Here is a 20,711-nt window from a genome sequence, read left to right as displayed (position 1 = left end):
GGCGCTGAGGTCAGACGCCGGGGGAGCGCTGCTCGGGCAGGCGCTCGCGCAGCGACTGCGCGATCTCCCTGCCTGACGGCAGCAGGGCCCAGACGTGCTTGCGGCCGGGCCGCTGCTCCCAGCCGAAGCCGTTCGAGAGCTGGGCGACCAGGTGCAGCCCCATGCCGCCGAAGGCCGGATCGCGGTCGACGGCGGGCACCGGCGGGCGGTCGGGCGCCTCGTCGCTCAGGTCGAGCAGCCAGCCGGCGGGACCGGAGACGACGAGGGCGCGCACATCACCGCCGCCGTGCCGCAGGGCGTTGGACGCCAGCTCCTCGAACACCAGGAGCAGTCCGTCCCGGGCGTCCTCCGTGGAGGCGGCGGAGACCGACGGGTGGGCGATCCGCGCCCGGAGGTCCGACCGCACGCGCGAGACCACGTGCATGGCCTCCAGCTGCCAGTGCCAGACGTCGCCCGGGACCGAGGGGACGGGCGCGCACGGCCATGGGTCGTGGGCGAGCTCGTCGGCCATCGCTTCCTCTCGCGTCTGCTCCGCAGGGGGCCCCGGGACCCCGTCGCCGGAACCCCATCCTGACCGATCCGTCTTCCGCGCGCAGAGGGGGGCGAGCAGAGGCGCTCCGGACAGGCACAATGGCGCCCGTGGACGACGTGATGCTGGAGCTCAACCGGGTGACCCTGGGCGGGCGGGAGCTGGCCGACGTCCTCGCGGACATCACCACGATAGCCGCGCGGGCCATCCCGGGCGCGGAGTCGGTCTCCACCACCCTGATCCGCGACGACAAGCCCTTCACCGCCGCGCACCACGGCGAGATGTCCCTGCACGCCGACGAGCTGCAGTACGCGGAGGACGCCGGCCCGTGCATCGACGCCGGCCGTGGCGGGGTGGTGCTGCGGATCGACGACACCTTCGAGGAGGGCCGCTGGCCCCGGTACATGGCCCGCATCCGGGAGACGGCGGTGCGCAGCTCACTGTCGGTGCCGCTGCCCTACCAGGGCTCCTGGATCGGCGCGTTGAACATCTACTCGTCCCGGCCGGACGCCTTCTCCTCGCCGGAGTCACTGGCAGCGGGCCTGGGGGCCGCGGAGGCGATCGCCGTGGCGGTCGCCAACGCCGACGCGCACGCCCAGCTGGCGGACCAGGCGCGCAACATGCGGATCGCCATGGAGTCCCGCGCGGTCATCGAGCAGGCCAAGGGCGTGCTGATGGCCCAGCGGCACGTGGACCCGGAGCAGGCGTTCGAGATCCTGCGCCAGGCCTCGCAGCGCTACAACCGCAAGCTGCGCGACATCGCCGTCGGCATCGTGGACTCCACGCAGAACGAGCGCTGAGGAAGGACCCCCTGCCCCCCACCGGCCGCAGGCTCGCGACGGGGCCCTGCAGGGGGCCGTTCCAGACGCTTACCGGTCGGCCCACCACGGGGCGCGGGCCAGCAGGTAGAGCAGCACGCCGACGGCGAGCTCCGCGCCGGCGAGCAGCCAGGTCTGCGCCTCCTGCTGCCAGAGCAGGAGCAGGCAGGAGCCGATCGCCAGCACCGGCACCACGGCCGGGATCCGGAAGTGCTCCTGCTCGACCTCGTCCCGCCGGAGCACCAGCACCGCGGTGTTGGTGCTCAGGAAGACCAGGAGCAGCAGCAGGACGACGGCGTTGGCGAGGTCGCCGAGATCGCCGACCAGCGTGAGCCCCATCGCGACCAGCGTGGTGAGGACGATCGCGACCCACGGCGTGCGGCGTCCGGGCAGCACCCGGCCCAGCGGGCGGGGGAGCAGTCGCTGCTCGGCCATCCCGAACACCAGGCGGCTGGCCATGATCATGGTGAGCAGGGCGCCGTTGGCCACCGCCACGAGGGCGACCAGGCTGAAGGCCTCGTCGGGGATGCCGACGTCGGCGGCCTGGACGACGGCCAGCAGTGGCCCGGAGGAGGCGGCCAGGTCGTCCGGGGCGAGCACCACCGAGGCGGCCAGCCCGACGAGCAGGTAGACGACTCCGGCGACCAGGAGCGCGCCGAACAGCGCCCTCGGGTACACGCGGCGCACGTCCCGGACCTCCTCGGCCACGTTCGCGGAGACCTCGAAGCCGACGAAGGAGTAGTAGGCGACCAGCGCCGCGGCCAGCACGCCGGAGGCGATCGATACCCCCGGCGGGAACTCGAGCACCCGGCCGGGGTCGCCGTCACCCCGGCCCAGCACCACCGCGCCGAGGACGACCACGACGACGAGACCGGAGACCTCCACGACCGTCATCACCACGTTCGCGCGGACCGACTCCTGGATCCCCCGGGCGTTGAGCAGAGCGACCAGGAGGAGGAACACGAGTGCCGCCGGGACCGCGGGCACGTCCAGGAAGACGCTCAGGTAGTCGCCCGCGAAGGCCAGCGAGAGTCCCGCCGCGCTGGTGACGCCGGCCGCGAGCATGCAGAAACCGACGAGGAAGGAGATCAACGGGCTGCGGAAGGCCCGCTCGGCGAAGACGGCGGAGCCACCCGCCCGCGGGTACTTGGTGACCAGCTCGGCGTAGGAGCCGGCCGTGAGCAGGGCCAGGCCCAGGGCGACCAGGAGCGGGATCCACACCGCACCGCCGACCTCCCCGGCGATGACGCCGATCAGCGCGTAGATCCCCGCGCCGAGCACGTCGCCGAGGATGAACAGGAACAGCAGCCGGCCGCTGACCGACCGGCGCAGCCGGGTGTCCTCGCCCTCGGCAGTCGCGTCCCGGACGTCGCTCCCCTGATCGCTCACCCGCCGACTCTCCCCGCCGGTCCGGGGGTGGAAACGCGCCGTGCCCCGAACGGGCGAGGCGTCCGACACGCCGCGCGCGTTCCCCGGTCCTGGAGATGACCGACGCCGGCCGCGGGCCTTTCCACGCTCGGGAACCGGGGGCTTGTCGACAAGGGAACGGCCCGGAGGAGGGGTGACCGACCGGTCCGGACCACCGGCGCAACGGTTCGGTCACGCGGTTCCGGAGGGGTGCCCGATGTCCGGGTCCACGGCGTCCCGGATCCCTACCTTTCTCCTTGTCCGCAGCACTTCCCCCACGGCTGCGGACACGACTTCAGGAGGCGACATGAGCAGCAGCCAGCAGCCCCACCGGGCGGCACCGGCGCGCGTGTCGGCCGACCTCCCCGGGCGCGAGCCGGCCCGATCCCTCGCCGGTCTCATCGACGTGCTCGACCGTGCCGACGCCGGCCGCGCGCGCCCCCGGCCCGCCGTCCACCGCAGCGCCCGGCCCGGCCCCCTGCGGTCGGTGCAGCCGGCTCCGCTCGCCCGGCCGGCGCGCGCCGCAGCCCCGCTGACGCCACGCGTGATCATCGTTCCCGACCGGGTCCGCCAGCCGATCGGCGGCGTGCGCGGCATCGTGCGCCGCGCGGCCCTCTGGGGCGCCGGCGACGAGAACGAGTACCTGGCCTGGCCGGCGTCGGCGCACCACGCCGCCACTCCGGGCCGACGCCGGGCGGCGCTGCGGGCCCTCACCCGCCGCGTGGCGCTCTGGGGCGCCGGCGAGCGCGGGGAGCACCTCGCGTGGGGCGCCCCCGCTCCGGCCCGCCCGAAGCTCGACCCTCCTGTGGTGCTGCGCGAACTGCCCAGCACCCCCTCGATCCAGCCCGCGGCGACTTCCCCCGCTGCGGCGCTGCTTCCCGCGGAACCGGCTTCGTCGCCGGGGTCGCGAACCGGTACGGCCGCATCTGACGCGACCGCACGCCCTTCCTCCCCGGGTTCCACGGACCCCGCGACCTGGAGCCGGCCTCGTGTGGCCCGGCATCCAGCGCGGGATTGGCCGTCCCCGGGTCGGTACGGGGCTCGGTCCACGCCGCCGTCCTCACCGGTCCGCAGCTCCGGCTCGTCGAGTCGGGTTCCGGGGGTACCCGCACCGCGCTCCACGCACGGGGCCGGTGGCGCCGGGGCGCGGGGTGACCCGCTCCCGTGCACGGCCCGGGGTTCTCCCCTCCCTCCGCGACGAACCTGGCCCGCGAGCGGCTACCCACCGGGACCGCTTCCTCCGCGGGCACCTACGTCGCACCCCCGCCCGGCGCCTTCCGCGCCGAGCTGATGTTCACAGCGCGACCACGGCAGCCGGCCGTGGACGCCGTTCCTCCCGCACCGTCGAGCACGCCGTGACCGGCTGCCCCCTTCCCCGGGTGGCCGTGGAGCGTCGTCTCGGTCCCTGACCACGTCCTGCCTCCGGCCGAGTTCCTCGGCCACACCCCTGTCCACCCCGACGGTGTTCCTCCGGACGCCGGCAGACCTCCTCGCTCCACTGATCCGGCCTCGACCTACCGCCGACTGCACTGCGCAGCGCGCGGACCCTCCCGGGAGGCCCGGATCGCGGACGACGGCGGCTGCCGGCCCGGAACCGCCCGGGGGACGACGGGCCCTGCCGGTGCCCGGCGGCGCGAAATCCCCCCTCGCGACCCGGGTCTCTGACCGCCAGCGGTGCCCGGAGGTGCGAGGCGGACGTCGCGGGGCCGATGACCGACCTCCGGAGTCCGGCCGTTCCGGCCCGGAGGACGGCGCCCCGGAGGCTTCCGTGGACCGCGCCCGGCGGACGGCTCCCCGTCCGCCACAGCCGCCGATGGGCGGGCGCCCGCCGAGCGCGGGCCGGATCCGACAACGGTCCGGCCCCGCGGAGGGCGCCCGCCTCGGCCGCCCCGGGCCCCTTCCCCCGGCTCCCCTCCCCACGCATTCCTCGGCCGCGACACGCACGGTCCTCGACCGGTGTGAAACGCTCAGTGCCGAGGCCGTAGCGGAGAAGTCCCGCGTCGTAGGTCGCAGCGGACGCCGGAGGGAGGACCACCCGTGACCGCCGCCGACGATGCACGCGTCGAACTGGTCCGGCAGCTGACCGGGGGCGCCCTCGGCGCTCGCAACCTGCAGCGGCTGACCGACCTGGCGGTCCGGCTGCTCGACTGCGACGTCGCCCAGATCTCCCTGCTCGGCGAGGTGCAGACCGCGGTGGTCGCCACCGGCCTGCCGCCCGGCGCCGTCGGCACTCAGCTCCCCCTGGGCGACTCGCTCTGCGCCGTCGCCGTCTCCGGCGCCGCTCCCCTGGTGGTCGAGGACGCCACCACCGATCCACGGGTCCAGGACCTGGCGCCCGTCCGGTCCGGCGAGATCGGTGGCTACCTCGGGATCCCGCTCGTCCTCCCGGAGAACCGGGCCGTCGGCGCGCTGTGCGCCTACGGTCCCAAGGCGCGCTCCTGGACCGAGCGGGACGTCGCCGTCCTCCGGCAGCTCGCCTCCTCGGTGGCCACCGAGCTGCAGCTCACCGCCGTGGCCGCCGAGCTCGAGGGGAACCGGCTGCGGTTCGAGCTCGCCATCGACGCCGCCGGCATCGGCAGCTTCGACTGGGACCTGCGCAGCGGCCGGCTGATCTGGGACGACCGGCTCGTGGAGCTGTTCGGCTTCGAGCGGGGCGCCTTCGACGAGTCGTTCGACGCCTTCCTCGGCCGGCTGCACCCGGAGGACCGCCAGCGCACCGCCGAGGCGGCCCAGGCGGTCGTCGAGCAGAACGGGGTGCTCGACGTCGAGTACCGCGTGCAGCTGCCCTCGGGTGAGACCCGCTGGGTGCAGGGCCGGGGCCGCGTGGTCGTGGACGACGAGGGCCGCCCCCTGCGCATGATCGGTGCCGCCTACGACACGACTCCCCAGCGGGACGGCGACGCCCGCGTGGCCCGCGTCCTGGAGGCGATGAAGGCGGCCTTCTTCACCCTGGACCGGGAGTGGCGCTTCACCTACGTGAACGCGGAGGCCGAGCGGGTCCTGGGCGCCTCGCGCGAGGAGCTGCACAGTGGCGTGCTCTGGGAGCTCTTCCCGGCAGCCGTCGGCAGCGACTTCGAGCGGCACTACCGGGCGGCCGTGGAGCTGGGCTCGGAGCGGATGTTCGAGGCGTACTACCCGGCTCCGCTGGACGCGTGGTTCGAGGTGCGCGCGTGGCCCACGCCCGACGGCCTGTCGGTGTCCTTCCTCGACGTCACCGAACGACGGGCCGCCGAGGAGCAGGCGCGGCGCAGCACGGACCGCCTCTCCCTCGTCGCGCAGACCACCAGCGCGATGTCGGCGTCCCTCGGCAGCGTGGCCGGCGAGGAGCGGGCGCTGCAGCGGGTGGCGGAGCTGCTCGTGCCCGGGCTGGGCGACTGGGTGATCCTCAGCCTGGTCGACGAGGACGGCCGGATGCGCGACGTCGCCAGCTGGCACCGGGACGCCGCGCTCCGGCGGACGGTCGCCCGGTACGCAGCCCTGCGGCTGGCCGCCCTGCAGCCGGGCGCCCCGGTGCTCCGGGCGCTGGCCTCGGGCCAAGTGTTCGTGGTCGGCGACGTGGCCGCGGCGGTGGGGCGCACGCTGCCGCCGGGCGAGGTCAGCGACGCGTTCGCCGCGCTCGCACCGCGCTCGGCGATGACCCTGCCGCTGGCCGCCCGCGGCCGGACCCTCGGCGCGCTGAGCATCTACCGGTCCGCCGACGTGCCGGTCCCGGACGAGGACGACGTGGCGACGGCGCACGACGTGGCCGGCCGGATCGCCCTCGCCCTGGACAACGCCCGCCTCTACCGCCAGCAGCGGAGGCTGGCCGAGGGGCTGCAGCGCAGCCTGCTCACCGCTCCGCCGCAGTCCGACGTCGCCGAGATCGTGGTGCGCTACCACCCGGCGATGGCGGCGGCCGAGGTCGGCGGCGACTGGTACGACGCGTTCGTGCAGCCCTCGGGCGCGACGATGCTGGTGATCGGCGACGTCGTGGGCCACGACACCGAGGCCGCCGCGGCGATGGGGCAGCTGCGCGGGATGCTCCGGGGTGTCGCCTACCGCGACGGCATCGGCCCGGCGCGCGTGCTGGGCGACCTGGACGCCGCGGTCCAGGGGCTCGGGATGGGGACGCTGGCCACCGCCGCCATCGTGCGGATCGAGCTGGACGACGACGAGCTCGCCACGGGCCTGACCCGGCTGTGCTGGTCGAACGCCGGACACCCGCCGCCGCTGGTGGTGCATCCCGACGGGCGGATCGAGGAGCTGGCCGGGCAGCGTGCCGAGCTGATGCTGGGCGTGGACGCGGCCGCGCGGCGCACCGAGACCGAGACCACCGTGGAGCACGGATCGACCGTGCTGCTCTACACCGACGGGCTCGTCGAGGGGCGGGATCTGCTGCTCGACGAGGGCACCGAGCGCCTGATCGCGGCTCTGGGCGAGCTGGTGGAGCTGCCGCTTCCCGAGCTCTGCGACGCGCTGCTGGACCGGCTGCGCCCGGAGGGCCTGCAGGACGACGTCGCGCTGGTGGCGGTGCGCCTTCGCTCGCAGGACGGCTGAGCCGAGCGGTTCAGAGGGCAGCGGTTCAGCGGGGGAGCAGGGCCCAGACGTGCTTGTGACCCTCGGTGGCGTACCAGCCGTGCAGCGCGGCCAGCTCCGCGATCAGGTAGAGCCCCAGGCCGCCGAAGCTCGGGTCGCGCCCCACGGCGGGAGACGGCGGGGTCTGCGGCGCCTGGTCGGTGACCTCGATGAGGTAGGCGTCACCGGTCCGGCTGATCGAGGCCTCGACGTCCCCGCCGCCGTGGCGCAGGGCGTTGGACGCCATCTCGTCCAGGGCGAGGACGAGCCGGTCGATGAGGTCCGGCGTGACCGAGTCCAGGGCGGGGCCGGTGAGTTCGCGGCGCACGTCGGCCCGCACGGCGGGGAGCTCGGCGACGCCGGTGAGCGCCCAGCTGAGCACCGGATCAGCGGCCGGAGGGTACGCCGACGGCCAGATCGTTCCGGCCGCCTGCCCTGTCACGCGCCTGCTCTCCTCGGTTCCCGGCCCGCGGACGCTGTGCTGACCGAACAGTCACGTATCGGCCTATCCGCGCTCCGCCAAACATTGTGTCTGCCAGATCACTTCCTGCGGCGTGCCGAGGTCAGCTGAAGACGGCGGACCAGGTGCCCATCGCCACGCTCGATCCGACGGCCAGCACCGCGACCGCTGCGGCCCCGGCGACGAAGACCGCATCCCGCCGGCGGAGCGTGGAGCCGCGCGCGTTGGACCGCGGGATGCCGGAGTCGAAGCCGCGGCCGTCCATGGCCGAGGCCAGGCGGGTGCCCCGCCGGATCGCGGCGACCAGCAAGGCGAAGGCGGTGCCGGCGAAGAGCCGGACGTGGGCGACGGGGTTCCGCCCCGGCTCCAGGCCCCGGGCCCGCCGGGCCAGCCGGATGGTCTGCCACTCGGCGGCCAGCAGTGGGACCAGACGCAGCGCGGCCAGCGCGCCGTAGGCGAAGCGGGTGGACACCCGCCAGTGCAGGGTGAGCGCGTCGGCCAGCCGCACCGGATCGGTGGAGGCGACGAGCAGGACGCCGGGCAGGGCGAGGGCCAGGACGCGCACCGCCAGGGCCAGCGCGGAGGGCCAGCCACCGGCGTCGGCGTCGCCGAACAGCACGTTGACCCAGGCCACCCCGGCGGCGCCGAGCAGCAGCGGCCACGTCCGCGCGAACAGCACCCGCGGCCGGGTCAGCCCGGCGGCCGGGATCAGGCAGAGCTCGGCCGCCAGGACGACCAGCGGGGTCAGCAGGTCCCCGCTGACCAGCAGCACCGGCAGGAGCAGCCCGATCGCCGCCAGCTGGGCGACCGGGTTGATCGCCGACAGCGGCACCGGGCGGACCGGGCCCAGCGACAGTGGCGCGGTCACGCGGGGACCGGTTCGGAGGCGGGCCGCAGGGCGAGGGTGTCGTCGGCGAGAGCGGCGACGACGGCGGCGTCGTGGGTGACCAGGACCAGCGCGCGGTCGGCGTCCTGCTGCTCGGCCAGCAGCGCCACCAGCTCCGCCCAGGTGTGGCGGTCCTGCCCGAACGTGGGCTCGTCCAGGACGAGGACGGCGGGCCGGGTGGCCAGCGCGGTCGCCACGGAGAGCCGGCGCTGCTGCCCGCCGGAGAGGGTGAACGGGTTGGCGTCGGCCAGGGCGGCCAGGCCCAGCCGCTCCATGAGCTCCTCGGCCCGCCGCCGGGCGTCGTCGTCGCCCGAGCCGGAGCGCAGCGGGCCGAGGGCCAGCTCGTCGCGGACCCGCCCGGTGAGGAACTGGTGCTCCGGGTGCTGGAACACCGTGCCGATGCGGCGGACCAGTTCGTCCGCCGGCCAGCGGTGCGGTGGCCGCTCCGCCCGTCGCAGCCCGGCGGTGAGGCGACGACCGGCCGTGATCTGCCCGGTCGTCGGCCCGCGGAGCCCGGCCAGCAGCAGGGCCAGGGTGGACTTTCCCGCGCCGTTGGGCCCGGTGACGGCGAGCGTGCGGCCGGCCGGGACGGCGACGTCGGAGGGGAGCAGCGCGGGCAGGTCGGTTCCCCGGTGGGTGAACCCGGCGTCCTCCGCCGTCAGCAGCAGCTCGCCGGCCGCGCGCGGGCTGCGTACCGGCATCCGCAGCGGGGCCGGGGCCCACCCGGCGCCGTGCTCCACCGTGCCGCCGTCGGCCCGCAGCTCGACCACCCGGTCCACCAGCGGGAGCCAGGAGCCCGCGTCGTGGTCGACGACGACGAGCGTGGTGTCCCGGCCGGCCACCGCGCGGGCGACGGCCTCGCGGACCAGCGCGCTCCCGGCCGGATCGAGCTGCGCGGTGGGCTCGTCGAGCAGCAGCAGCCCCGGCCGGGGAGCCAGCGCCCCGGCCAGCACCAGCCGCTGTTTCTGCCCGCCCGAGAGCGCCCCGGTGGGCCGGTCCGGGCCGTAGGGGAAGCCGACCTGGGCCAGCGCGGCGTCGACGGCCGGCCAGATCAGCTCGCGCGGGACGCCGGCGTTCTCCAGCCCGAAGGCGACGTCGTCCCCGGCGCGGGTCATGACCAGCTGGGCGTCGGGGTCCTGGAAGACGATGCCGCTGCGGAACCGGGCCTGCCGGGGCGCGACGCCGTCGACGGTGACGACGCCGGTCTGCTCGCCCTCGTCCGGCCCGAGCAGCCCGGCGAGCACGTGCAGCAGGGTGGACTTCCCCGCGCCGGACGGCCCGGTGAGCAGCACCCGCTCACCGGGCTCGAGGTGGAGGTCGACGTCGCGCGCCGCCCAGGCGAGCCGGCTGGCGTACCGGAAGCCCCAGCCGGCCAGCCGCACCCCGACCGGCGAGCGGCCGGGGGCGGCGGGATCGCCGGACGTCGTCAGACCCGGGTGCGGCCGGACGCGAAGCCCGAGAGGGCGCCGCTGGCGGCCAGCGCACGGGTGAGGGCCATGCCGCCGATCCCCGCGATCACCATGGTGCTGCCCGCGACGAGGAGCAGGTAGCTGGTCTTCCAGCCCGCGGCCCAGTCCGGGTAGTAGTTCAGCAGGTCCAGGGCCGCGGCCATGGCCCCGGCGCACAGGGCGGACAGCAGCGCCTGCGGCCAGCCGTACCGCCGGTAGGCGAACGCGGCGTACCCGAGCTCGCCCGCGGCCCCCTGCAGCAGGCCGTAGACGATCGTCAGGGTTCCCCAGGCCGAGCCGAGGAGCGCGGAGACGATGCTGGCGACGAGCTCGGCGAACAGACCGGCACCGGCCTTGCGCACGATCAGCGGCGCGAGCACGGCGGGCAGCAGCCAGACGCCGTACATGACGGCCTGGGCGGGCGGGAACGCGCTGAACGGCGCGTCGAGCGCCGCCCAGAGCAGGCCCCACGCCCAGAACACGACACCGAAGGCGACGCCGAGGACGGCGGTGACGACGATGTCGACGGTGCGCCACCGGGTGCTCCGGACGGTGGCATCGGTGGACGACGGGTGGACGGCCTTCTGGGCCATGTCTTTCCTCCAGACTCCCTGCGCCGGCATGACCCGGATCAGGTTCGAGGGTCTGCGGTGTCCCGCACTCTCAGCGCCGAAGCGCTCCCCTGCTGTGAATGTGATGTTCAGTTGTGCGGCCGAGCGTAGACCAGGGTCAGCCGAGGGCGAGGCCCAGGATCAGGTGGGCGTTCAGCCCGATGATCAGCGCGGCGACCAGGCAGCCCGCCAGCGTGGTGATCCGCCGGTTCACCCAGCCGCCCATGAGGTCGCGGCGGCTGGTGAGCCACAGCAGTGGCACCAGCGCGAACGGGATGCCGAAGGACAGCACCACCTGCGACCACACCAGGGCACTGGTCGGGTCCCCGCCGAGCACCAGGATCCCCAGTGCCGGGGCCAGGGTGAGCAGCCGCCGGGCGAGCACCGGGATGTGCCGGCGCAGGAACCCGGCCATCACGACCTGCCCGGCGTGCGTGCCCACCGACGACGACGCGAAGCCGGAGGCCAGCAGCGCCAGGGCGAAGGCGATCGCCGCGCCCGTGCCCAGCTGATCGCCCAGGCCGGCGTGCACGCCCTCCAGGGTGTCGGCCTGGCTGCCGCCGGTGAACAGCTGGGCGGCGATGATCAGCATCGCGGCGTTGACCAGTCCGGCCAGGCCCATCGCGAGGACGACGTCGAGTCGCTGGGCCCGCAGCAGCCGGCGCCGTCCCCCCTCGGTGCGGCCGGCGGTCACGGCGTCGCCGTAGCGGCCGGGGGTCAGGGCGGAGTGCACGTAGATGACGTGCGGCATGACCGTCGCACCGAGGATCCCGGTGGCCAGCAGCACGCTCTCCGAGCCCTCGAAGGTCGGCACCATGCCACCGGCCACGCCGCCCAGATCGACACCGGCGCCCACCAGCGTGTAGCCGAAGCCCAGCCCGACCACGAGCAGCAGGCCGGTGATCACCCGCTCGAACGGCCGGTGACCCCGGGACTGCGCGGCCAGGAGCACGAACGCGACCACCGCGGTGATCAGCCCGCCGATCGGCAGCGGCACGCCGAAGAGCAGGTAGAGGGCCACCGCCCCGCCGATGATCTCCGCGACGTCGGTGGCGATGGCGACCGCCTCCGCCTGGAGCCACAGGAACCAGGTCAACCGCCGGGGAAGGCGTTCCCGGCAGAGGGTGGCCAGGTCCCGGCCGGTGGCGAGCCCGAGCTTCGCCGTCAGCGTCTGGATCAGCATCGCCATCAGGTTCGCCGCGACGATGACCCACAGGAGGGTGTAGCCGAAGGCGGCACCGCCGGAGAAGTTCGTGGCGAAGTTGCCCGGGTCGACGTAGGCGACCGCCGCGACGAAGGCCGGGCCGAGCATCGGCCAGATCCGCCGCTCGACCGCCGGGGGAGCGGTGGGCCGCTGGGCGGCGACGAGCGTGGTCGGCAGGACGGCGGCCTCGGTCTTCGACAGGTACACGGGGGCCTCGCAGGGGTGGAGCGGGAGGGGGTCGCTCCTGTCCTGCCCGCCGGGGGTGTCACGCCCGGGCCGACCCGTGGCCCCCCGGGGCCAAGGTCAGCCTGACCTCAGCGCGCCAGGCGTGACCGCGGAGGAATCGGGCAGGAGGGGGCCGCCCACCCCGACCATGGAGGTCCCGTGACCGAAGCAGCAACGCCCCGTCCCCTCGCCCTCGTCACCGGTGCCTCCAGCGGCATCGGGCTGGAGCTGGCCAAGCAGTTCGCCGACAACGGCTTCGACCTGATCGTCGTCGCGGAGGACTCCGAGCTCGACGCGGCGAAGCTCCAGCTGCAGCAGCGGGGCGCCGCCGTCTCCGACGTCCGGGCGGACCTGACCAAGCGGGCCGAGGTGGAGAAGGTGGTCGCGGCGGTGCGCGGAGCCGGCCGCCCGCTGGCCGCCGCGGCGCTCAACGCGGGCGTGGGCGTGGCCGGCCGCTTCTCCGAGACCGATCTGGACGCCGAGCTCGGCATCGTGGAGCTGAACTGCGCCTCCACCGTGCACCTCGCGAAGCGGGTCGTGCAGGACATGGTGGCCCGGAACGAGGGGCGGATCCTCTTCACCTCCTCGGTCGCCTCGCAGGCGCCGGAGCCCTTCCAGGCCGTCTACGCGGCGTCGAAGGCGTTCGTGCAGTTCCTGGCCCTGGGCATCCGGGAGGAGCTCAGCGACACCGGCGTCACCGTCACCGCGCTGCTGCCCGGCCCGACGGACACCGAGTTCTTCGACCGCGCCGACGCCACCGACACCAAGCTCGGCGCCTCCGACAGCAAGGACGACCCCGCCCAGGTCGCGCGGCAGGGCTTCGAGGGCCTGATGAAGGGCGAGGCCTCGGTGTTCGCCGGCTCGGTGACCAGCAAGCTCATGGGCAAGCTCTCGGCCGTGCTCCCCGACGCGATCGCCGGCAAGAGCCACAAGCCGATGACCGCCCCGGGATCTGCCGAGAGCTGACCGGTCGCTGCCAGCCACCACCGGGACTGCGGGGTCGCTCCGGCTGTCCAGCAGGACGAACCCGGGGCGGCCCGTCTCGAGCGCGGCGTGGACGTCGCTCACGTCGGTCTCGACCGCCAGCCGGTGCGCGAAGTGCGCCGCGGCGTCGGCGGGGGAGGTGCTCCGGTCGATCATGACGGCGATGCCAGGGACGACGGCCCGCGGCCGACAGCGCCTGGACTGCCGACGACCGCGGGAACCCCTGCCTCAGAGCGGGACGTCGACCCGCTCGGGGGCCGGGCGCTCCAGCGCGCGGGCGACGTCGACCGGAACCGGACCGAGCCCTGCGCCGGCCAGGACGACGTCGCGGACGAAGGTGTGCCAGCGGTGCGCGTGGCGCAGCATGCTGTGCCCGCCGACGACGGTGAACCGGGCGACGCGCGCGCCGGCCTCTCCCGCCCTGGCGGCGAACTCCTCGGACAGCCGCGCCGGCACCCAGCGGTCGCCGCGGCCGTGCACGATCGTCACGGTCCGTCCGCGCAGGTGGTCGACGGGTTCGCCCGAGGGTGTCCAGGGCGCCAGCGCGCAGACCGCGCTCACGCCGTCGTCCCCGCCGGCGCGCAGCACCGCCCGGCCGCCCATGGAGTGCCCGACCAGCACGATCGGCAGCCCCGGGTGCGCGGCGCGGATCTCGTCCAGGGCCCAGCGGACGTCGGCGTGGGCGTCGGCGGCGGGCCCGTTCCACCCGGCCACGCGGTAGCGGAGCAGGTGCGTGGTGAGGCCGAGCCCGGCTCCGGCCGCGGAGACGAACTGCTCGATGGCGCGCATCCGCACCAGGGAGAGCGCCCGCTCCTTGGGCGGCTCCACGCTGGCCACCGTTCCGCCGTGGCAGAACAGGGCGACGGCGCGCGGCGCCGCCGTGGCCGGCCGGGAGTCCAGGACGGGTTCGGTCATGCCGGGTCGTCGGCGAGCCGGACGATCATCTTCCCGGTGTTCCCGCCACGCAGGAGGTCGAGGAAGGTGTCGACGGCGTTGTCCAGCCCCTCGCGCACGGTCTCCCGGACGACCAGCTTCTCCTCCCGCAGCCAGCCGGAGACGGCCTCGGCGAACGCCGGCTGCAGGTCGCTGTGGTCGCTGACGATGAAGCCGCGCAGGCTCAGCTTCTTGCTGACCATCTGGAACATGTTGCGCGGACCCGGGGTCGGCTCCGTGGCGTTGTAACCGGAGATCGCCCCGCACAGCGCGGCCCGGCCGAACTCGTTGAACGCGCCGATCGCGGCCTCGAGGTGCTCGCCTCCGACGTTGTCGAAGAAGACGTCGATGCCGTTCGGCGCCGCCGTCCGCAGCTGCTCCGCCACCGGTCCGTCGTGGTAGTCGAAGGCGGCGGTGAAGCCGAGCTCCTCGGTCAGCCAGCGCACCTTCTCCGGGGTGCCGGCGCTGCCGATGACGGCCGAGGCGCCGCTGAGCCTGGCGAACTGCCCGACCAGGCTGCCCACGGCTCCGGCGGCGCCGGAGACGAAGACGGCGTCGCCGTCGGCGAACGCTGCCAGCCGGAAGAGGCCGGCGTAGGCGGTCAGCCCGGGCATCCCCAGGACGCCCAGGTGGTAGCTCGGCGGGATGCCGGGCAGCTCGGGCAGCACCCGGACGTGCTTCGCATCGAGGACGGCGACGTCCCGCCAGGCGGCGTCGGCCATGACCAGGGCGCCCTCGGGGACGTCGGGGGAGCGGGAGTCGATCACCCGGCCCACGGCGCCGCCCTTCATCGTCTCGCCGACCTCCCAGGCGGCGGCGTAGGACTTCCCGGCGTTCATCCGTCCGCGCATGTAGGGGTCGACCGACATGACCAGCATGCGGACGACGACCTGACCGTCGGCGGGGTCGGGACGGTCGCGCTCGACCAGGCGGAAGTCGTCGGGGGTCGGCTCGCCGACGGGACGGGCGGCCAGCTGCCATTCACGCGTGTGCACGGTCACATCGCGATCATGCGCCCGACCAGGTGCATCGCGCGTCACCGGGTTGCCGGACAGGCTTACGCTCGGAGCATGTTGTTCTCCCGGTCCAAGACCCAGCTGGTCGCGCCCGAGGGCGCTCTGCCCGGCCGTCCCGACCCGCTGCCGCACGTGCCCGAGGTGCACGCGATCAACGGCAACCGCATCCAGCCGCCGTTCCCCGACGGGATGCAGACCGCCGTCTTCGGTGCCGGCTGCTTCTGGGGCGTGGAGAAGGTCTTCTGGGAGACCCCGGGCATCTACTCGACCGCGGCGGGCTACGCGGGCGGGTTCACGCCGAACCCGACCTACGACGAGGTCTGCTCGGCGCGCACCGGGCACACCGAGGTCGTGCTGGTGGTCTTCGACCCCGCCGTCATCTCCTACGAGCAGCTGCTCAAGGTGTTCTGGGAGGACCACGACCCGACGCAGGGCATGCGCCAGGGCAACGACATCGGCACCCAGTACCGCTCGGCGATCTACTACGCCTCGCCCGAGCAGGAGAAGGCCGCGCTGGCCACCCGCGACGCCTACCAGGAGCGCCTGAAGGCCGCCGGCTACGGCGAGATCACCACCGAGATCGAGCCGCTGGGCGAGTTCTTCTACGCCGAGGACTACCACCAGCAGTACCTCTACAAGGTGCCGAACGGCTACTGCCCGGTGCACTCCACCGGCGTCTCCTGCCCGATCGGGCTCGGCGTCGACAGCGACTGAAGCCTCGAGATCCGCCTCAGGCCGGTGTCCGCCCGCGCGGATACCGGCCTGAGGCGCGTCGGGGCGATGCAGGACAGTGGGAGGGTGCCTTCCGAACTGTTCGACCAGCTCCGCCGCGAGCCCGACGTCGAGGCGCCTGACCTGGTCGCCGTCGACGCGACCGACCGCCTGCTCCTCGACGAGGCGGCCGCCGCCCTGGCGCTGGCCGGCCCCGGCGAGGTCGCGGTCGTCGACGACTCCTACGGGGCGCTGACCCTGGGCGCGGCTGCGCTGCACGGGGCGAGCGACGTCCGCGTGTTCCAGGACCTGCTGATCGGCGAGCTGGCGCTGGCCGCCAACGCCGAGCGCACCGGCCTCTCCGGCACGTACCGCTCCCACCCGCTCGCCGAGGTGGCCGCCGGCGCGCGGGTCGTGCTGGTGCAGGCGCCCAAGGGACTGGACGCGCTTCGCGAGATCGCCGAGGCCGTCGCGGCGGTGGCCGCCCCCGACGTCACGGTGCTGGTCGGCGGCCGGGTCAAGCACATGACGCACGCGATGAACGACGTCCTGCGCGCCTCGTTCGGCGACGTCACGGCCACCCTGGCCCGGCAGAAGTCGCGGGTGCTCGTCGCCCGCGGCCCGAAGCCCGGGGCGTCGTCCTTCCCCCGGCGGCAGGAGCACGCGGACCTCGGGCTGACGATCTGCGCCCACGGCGCCGCCTTCGCCGGGACCAAGGTCGACATCGGCACCCGCGCCCTGCTCGGCTGCCTCGACCGCATGCCCGCGGCGGGCACCGCCCTGGACCTGGGCTGCGGCACCGGCCTCATGGCGGCCGCGCTGGCCCGGAGCCGGCCGGAGCTCGAGGTGATCGCCGCCGATCAGTCCGCCGCAGCGGTCGCCTCGGCGCTGGCCACCGCCGACGCGAACGGCCTGGCCGGCCGCATCCGGGTGGTCCGGGACGACGGCGCCGCCTCGCTGCCCGACGCGAGCGTGGACCTCGTGGTGCTCAACCCGCCGTTCCATGTCGGCGCCTCGGTGGTGACGACGGTCGCCGACCGGCTCTTCGCCGCCGCGGCCCGCGTGCTCCGGCCCGGGGGTGAGCTGTGGACCGTCTACAACAGTGCGCTCCGCTACAAGCCGGTGCTCTCGCGCGTCGTCGGGCCCACCCGGCTGGCCGAGCAGACGCCGAAGTTCACGGTCACGGCGTCCACGCGACGCTGAACAGGAGATACGGAACGAAGAAAGATCATCGTTCGGGTGATTCCGCTGTAGTTCCTCCACCGACTTGTCGATGAAGGGGTCAACGGCACCGGGAACGCCCGGTACCGGGAACTTGGTCGCGGGGCCCGGCGCAAGACGCGGCGCCGGGGCGACCTGGGGGGACGACGGCGGCGGGAGCGATCCCGTCGCCGTCGTGTTGTTCCGGGTCCTCAGCGACCGGAGCGCCGGTGCACGGGCGGCTCGGCCGACCACGGGAAGTCGATCCAGAGGTCGGTGCGGCGCCACACGTAGTCGCAGCGCACCAAGGACTGCGGCTTCTCGTAGATGACCGCCGTGCGGACGTCGGCCACGTAGCCGGCACAGAAGTTCCGGACCAGCTCCAGGGTCTTGCCGGTGTCGGCGACGTCGTCGGCCACCAGGACCCGGGACCCGGTCAGGTCCACGATGTCCAACGTGGGCGGCAGCATCACCGGCAGGTCCAGCCGCTGGTCGACCCCGGTGTAGAACTCCACGTTCATCACGAAGATGTTCTTCACGTCCAGGGCGTAGCCCAGCGCCCCGCCGAGGAACAGGCCGCCCCGGGCGATGCTCAGCACCAGATCGGGTTCGAACCCGTCATCCGCCACCTGCTCGGCCAGCTGCCGGGCGGCAGTTCCGAACGCCTCGTACGTCAGCACCTCGCGGTCGTGGTCCACAGGGGCATGGTGCACGTGAAACATCGGGGGCGGGAGGCGGAGGGTCGATCGCACCGGCGGCCGGGGGCGGTGGCAAGGTGTTCGGGAACATGTCCCACAATGTTCAACCAGTCGGCCGGGAACGCTCCGGCCCGCGTGAACAGAGGGCGGCATGAACGAAGCGGTGGATGCGGGCTCGGCGCTCGTCCACCGCTGTGGACCGGAGGCGCCGGGGCACGCGCACGTGGGCTTCGTGGTCGCCTCCGACGACGCGCTCCTGGCCGGGGTCCTTCCCTACGTCGAGGAGGGCCTCGCCGCGGGCGACACGGTGCTCCTCAGCTGCCCGCCGGAGACCGCGACGCTGATCTCCGCCGCCCTGGGCGAGAGCGTGGCCGCCGTGGGAAGCGACCCCCGCATCTGCCTGCTCGGCACCCGGGTGGCCGATGCGATGGCCGCGACCAGGGAGTGGCTGCACCGCGCGGCCGCCCGCGGGTCGGGCCGCCCGCGGATCGTCGGCCAGGTGCAGTTCGGCACGGCGCCCCGCGACTGGCGGGAAGGGCTCCGCTACGAGGCCGCGGTCAACCGGCTGCTCGCTCCGGACCCCGTGTCGGCGCTGTGCGTGTTCGACGGCCGGATCCTGCCCCCCGAGGTCCTGGCCGGCGCCGCCGCCACCCACCCCGAGATGCTCGAGGGCGGCCGGCTGGTGTCCAGCAGCGAGTTCGGCGACCAGCGCGAGTACGCGCGTGCACTCCCCGTGCCCCGCGAGCCGCTGGAGGACGGCGCCCCGGAGTTCACCGCCGTCGATGCGCCGTCGCTCGCCCACCTGCGGGGCCTGCTGCGCACGGTCATCCACGCCCGGGTGGCCGATCACGACCAGGCCGAGGACCTGCACTTCGCCGCCAGCGAGGTGGCGTCCAACGCCTTCCGGCACGGCGCCCGCCCGGTCTCGGCCCAGGTGTGGGTCGACGCCGACCGGCTGGTCTGCGCGATCACCGACAGGGGACGCGGCTTCGACGACCCGTTCGCCGGTTTCCGGCCGGCCCACGGGGACGACCTCGCACTCGGCGGCATGGGGCTGTGGCTGGCCCGCAAGCTGTGGGACCACGTCGACGTCCTGCCCCAGCCGCAGGGCGTCACCGTCCGGCTGAGCTCGCGCCTGCTCTGAGACCCGGCCGCCGTCAGGCGAGCACGGTCTCCGTGGGGTCGAGCAGGGCGCGGCTGTCCTTGCCGGTGCGCTTGGCCGTGTACATCGCGGTGTCGGCACGGTGCAGGAGCCGTTCGGCGGAGCAACCCGGCTCGGCCAGCGCGCCGCCGATGCTCGCGGTCACCGTGACCGTGCCGTCGCCGAGCTGCACCGGTGCGCGCATCGCGGCCAGCAGCCGGTCGGCGACGTCGCGCAGCCGGTCGCCGTCGGCCCCGCTCAGCAGGAGCGCGAACTCGTCCCCGCCCAGCCGGGCGACGACGTCGTCCCCGCGGACCTGGGCCGACAGCCGGCGCGCGACCGCGAGCAGGAGCTCGTCGCCGGCGGCATGGCCGAGCGTGTCGTTGACCGTCTTGAAGTCGTCGACGTCGACGAAGAGCACCGCGGGCGGAGCGGCGGCGTCCACCTCGGTGGTGGCCGCGGCGAGCCGTTCGTTGAAGGCGGTGCGGTTGAGCAAACCGGTCAGCGGGTCCGTGCGCGCCTGCCGGCGCAGCTCGTCCTCGAACAGCTTGCGGTCGGTGACCTCGCGGAAGTTCACGACCCAGCCCTCGATGCCGACGGCGTCGACGCGGCCGCTGATCCGCATCTCCACCCAGCGGGTGCCGCCGGAGCTGTGCTGCACGCGGATGTCGGTGTCGACGACGCCGGCGTCGGGGTCACCGGACCGGCCGGCCGAGGCGACGGCGGCGCGGAGCCGGGCCTGGTCGCGGGGGTCGGCCAGGGAGATGGCGTCGCGGCCGACGTAGTGGCTGGGTGCGCGACCGAGCAGCGACTGCACGGCCGGGCTCATGTAGGCGACCGAGCCCGCGACGTCGACGATCGCGATGACGTCGGCGGCGTTCTCCAGCAGGATCTGCAGGCGCGCCTCGCTGGCGGCCAGGGCGTCGCGGGTGCGGTCGCGCTCGCGGTGCAGCGTGTGCAGGCGCCAGAGGGCCATGCCGGTGACCAGCGCGCTGCCGGCCCCGAGGACGTAACCGATGCCGCCGTGCCCCGCCGTCCAGAGGATGAGCAGCACGGGGCTGACGAGCAGAGCCGCGCTCACGCCCATCGTCCGGCTCGACGTGGCCTCTCGTCCGGTCGGCCGGGCGCGGCCCATCAGCGCCACGGAGGGGTGCCGGCCGGCCAGGCACAGGGCGGCGACGCTCAGCAGCGGGAGGGGGTCCAGCAGCGCGGACTCCCGCAGCGTCACGCCGAAGACGACGGCGCCGCCGTAGCCGACCACGGCGAGGGCTCCGGCAGCCAGGAGCGCCATCGTGGTGGCCGAGCGGCCGTCGCGGGGTGCGGCGAGCGGAACGCAGACGATCAACAGCACGATGGTGAGCAGCGGGGTGGCGACCCCGGCCTCGATCATGTCGGCGGAGGCGGTGTGCCGGTCGCCGCGCACGGCCAGCACTGCCAGCCCGGTGGCCAGGATCAGGGTGGCGGTGTCGGCCCAGGCGGCGCGGTTCCAGCGGCGCCCGCCGCCCACCACACCGAGAGCGCCCACCGCGAGGCTGGCGTACGCGGCGAGGTCCAGCCCGGACTCCAGCTCCCCGGTGACGGCAGTGTGGAACCCGGCCAGGGCGGCGACGTCGGCGACGCAGCTCAGCGCGAAGAGGAGCAGTGCGAGTCCGAGGCCTCGCCAGGCGGTGACGAGACGCGTCCGCTGCCGGCGGACGGCGTAGGACGTGGCCGTGGCGCCGAGGAGGAAGAGGGGGATCTCGGCGGCCGGCCGCCACGGGCCTTCGGGGACGAGCGTCGTGATGACGGCGACGAGCAGCACCGCGAGCGCCGCGTGCAGCCAGGCGGCGCGGGCGGTCGGGGCATCGGAGCCGGTCACGCACCCCTCATCGACAGGTGCGGGTGGG

General features: G+C 74.6%; 17 protein-coding genes and 1 riboswitch. Of the genes, 6 read left to right on the top strand and 11 right to left on the bottom strand.

Features of this window, described 5'->3' with window-relative positions:
* Positions 1-10: 10 nt before the first annotated feature.
* The gene (locus LBW97_RS18800; protein ID WP_224500901.1) at positions 11-511 is read right to left on the bottom strand and encodes an ATP-binding protein; all 501 of its coding nucleotides are present in this window, start codon (positions 509-511) and stop codon (positions 11-13) included.
* Positions 512-639: 128 nt separating this feature from the next.
* Here LBW97_RS18800 and LBW97_RS18795 point away from each other — a divergent pair, with 128 nt between their 5' ends.
* A complete protein-coding gene (locus LBW97_RS18795) occupies positions 640-1,329 on the top strand; it encodes a GAF and ANTAR domain-containing protein (RefSeq protein WP_374490286.1) in 690 nt (229 codons plus the stop codon).
* Positions 1,330-1,398: 69 nt separating this feature from the next.
* On the opposite strand, the gene LBW97_RS18790 is transcribed toward LBW97_RS18795, so the two are convergent.
* A complete protein-coding gene (locus tag LBW97_RS18790; RefSeq protein ID WP_224500899.1) occupies positions 1,399-2,736 on the bottom strand; it encodes an APC family permease in 1,338 nt (445 codons plus the stop codon).
* 2,055 nt (positions 2,737-4,791) lie between these two features.
* On the opposite strand from LBW97_RS18790, the gene LBW97_RS18785 reads away from it, so the two are divergent.
* Entirely contained in the window at positions 4,792-7,290 is a 2,499-nt protein-coding gene (locus tag LBW97_RS18785; protein ID WP_224500898.1) for a SpoIIE family protein phosphatase, read from the top strand.
* A 25-nt stretch (positions 7,291-7,315) separates the two neighbouring features.
* Here LBW97_RS18785 and LBW97_RS18780 read toward each other — a convergent pair whose 3' ends face one another.
* The 5 genes from LBW97_RS18780 to LBW97_RS18760 all read right to left on the bottom strand — a co-directional run bounded on the left by LBW97_RS18780 (position 7,316) and on the right by LBW97_RS18760 (position 12,124).
* On the bottom strand, positions 7,316-7,750 hold the full coding sequence (locus LBW97_RS18780) for an ATP-binding protein (RefSeq protein WP_224500897.1): 435 nt from the start codon (positions 7,748-7,750) through the stop codon (positions 7,316-7,318).
* Positions 7,751-7,871: 121 nt separating this feature from the next.
* A complete protein-coding gene (locus LBW97_RS18775) occupies positions 7,872-8,636 on the bottom strand; it encodes an energy-coupling factor transporter transmembrane protein EcfT (RefSeq protein ID WP_224500896.1) in 765 nt (254 codons plus the stop codon).
* The gene (locus tag LBW97_RS18770; protein WP_224500895.1) at positions 8,633-10,036 is read right to left on the bottom strand and encodes an ABC transporter ATP-binding protein; all 1,404 of its coding nucleotides are present in this window, start codon (positions 10,034-10,036) and stop codon (positions 8,633-8,635) included. Before LBW97_RS18770 ends, LBW97_RS18775 begins: the two co-directional genes overlap by 4 nt.
* Positions 10,037-10,080: 44 nt before the next feature.
* Positions 10,081-10,695, bottom strand: coding sequence for an ECF transporter S component (locus LBW97_RS18765; RefSeq protein ID WP_224500894.1), 615 nt, complete (start codon positions 10,693-10,695; stop codon positions 10,081-10,083).
* Positions 10,693-10,796: riboswitch (TPP riboswitch) on the bottom strand. It overlaps the preceding gene by 3 nt.
* Positions 10,797-10,831: 35 nt before the next feature.
* Positions 10,832-12,124 carry an Nramp family divalent metal transporter gene (locus tag LBW97_RS18760; RefSeq protein WP_224500893.1) on the bottom strand — a complete coding sequence of 431 codons (1,293 nt, stop codon included), beginning with the start codon at positions 12,122-12,124 and terminating at the stop codon, positions 10,832-10,834.
* 177 nt (positions 12,125-12,301) lie between these two features.
* Between LBW97_RS18760 and LBW97_RS18755 the strand changes: the two genes are divergently transcribed.
* The gene (locus tag LBW97_RS18755; protein ID WP_224500892.1) at positions 12,302-13,108 is read left to right on the top strand and encodes an SDR family oxidoreductase; all 807 of its coding nucleotides are present in this window, start codon (positions 12,302-12,304) and stop codon (positions 13,106-13,108) included.
* A gap of 246 nt (positions 13,109-13,354) precedes the next feature.
* Here the strand turns inward: LBW97_RS18755 and LBW97_RS18750 are convergent, their stop codons facing one another.
* Together LBW97_RS18750 and LBW97_RS18745 are read right to left on the bottom strand one after the other, a co-directional pair.
* Positions 13,355-14,041 carry an alpha/beta hydrolase gene (locus tag LBW97_RS18750; RefSeq protein WP_224500891.1) on the bottom strand — a complete coding sequence of 229 codons (687 nt, stop codon included), beginning with the start codon at positions 14,039-14,041 and terminating at the stop codon, positions 13,355-13,357.
* Positions 14,038-15,060 carry an NADP-dependent oxidoreductase gene (locus tag LBW97_RS18745; protein WP_224500890.1) on the bottom strand — a complete coding sequence of 341 codons (1,023 nt, stop codon included), beginning with the start codon at positions 15,058-15,060 and terminating at the stop codon, positions 14,038-14,040. Before LBW97_RS18745 ends, LBW97_RS18750 begins: the two co-directional genes overlap by 4 nt.
* 69 nt (positions 15,061-15,129) lie before the next feature.
* On the opposite strand from LBW97_RS18745, the gene msrA reads away from it, so the two are divergent.
* Positions 15,130-15,789 carry a peptide-methionine (S)-S-oxide reductase MsrA gene (gene msrA / locus LBW97_RS18740; protein WP_224500889.1) on the top strand — a complete coding sequence of 220 codons (660 nt, stop codon included), beginning with the start codon at positions 15,130-15,132 and terminating at the stop codon, positions 15,787-15,789.
* An 84-nt stretch (positions 15,790-15,873) separates the two neighbouring features.
* Positions 15,874-16,989: a class I SAM-dependent methyltransferase gene (locus LBW97_RS18735; RefSeq protein WP_224500888.1), complete on the top strand. Its 1,116-nt coding sequence runs from the start codon at positions 15,874-15,876 to the stop codon at positions 16,987-16,989.
* A 209-nt stretch (positions 16,990-17,198) separates the two neighbouring features.
* Here LBW97_RS18735 and LBW97_RS18730 read toward each other — a convergent pair whose 3' ends face one another.
* Positions 17,199-17,684 (bottom strand): phosphoribosyltransferase, encoded by a 486-nt coding sequence (locus LBW97_RS18730; protein WP_224500887.1) that lies wholly within the window; start codon positions 17,682-17,684, stop codon positions 17,199-17,201.
* Positions 17,685-17,835: 151 nt separating this feature from the next.
* Here LBW97_RS18730 and LBW97_RS18725 point away from each other — a divergent pair, with 151 nt between their 5' ends.
* Entirely contained in the window at positions 17,836-18,828 is a 993-nt protein-coding gene (locus tag LBW97_RS18725) for a sensor histidine kinase (RefSeq protein WP_224500886.1), read from the top strand.
* A gap of 13 nt (positions 18,829-18,841) precedes the next feature.
* Here LBW97_RS18725 and LBW97_RS20525 read toward each other — a convergent pair whose 3' ends face one another.
* Complete coding sequence (locus LBW97_RS20525) at positions 18,842-20,683, bottom strand: sensor domain-containing diguanylate cyclase (protein ID WP_224500885.1); 1,842 nt, start codon at positions 20,681-20,683, stop codon at positions 18,842-18,844.
* Positions 20,684-20,711: the final 28 nt, after the last annotated feature.

The sequence above is a fragment of the Blastococcus sp. LR1 genome, from assembly GCF_020166105.1.
GTDB lineage: Bacteria > Actinomycetota > Actinomycetes > Mycobacteriales > Geodermatophilaceae > Blastococcus.
The sequence above is the reverse complement of the archived record's forward strand: the minus strand, read 5'-3'. Positions and strand labels throughout refer to the sequence as shown.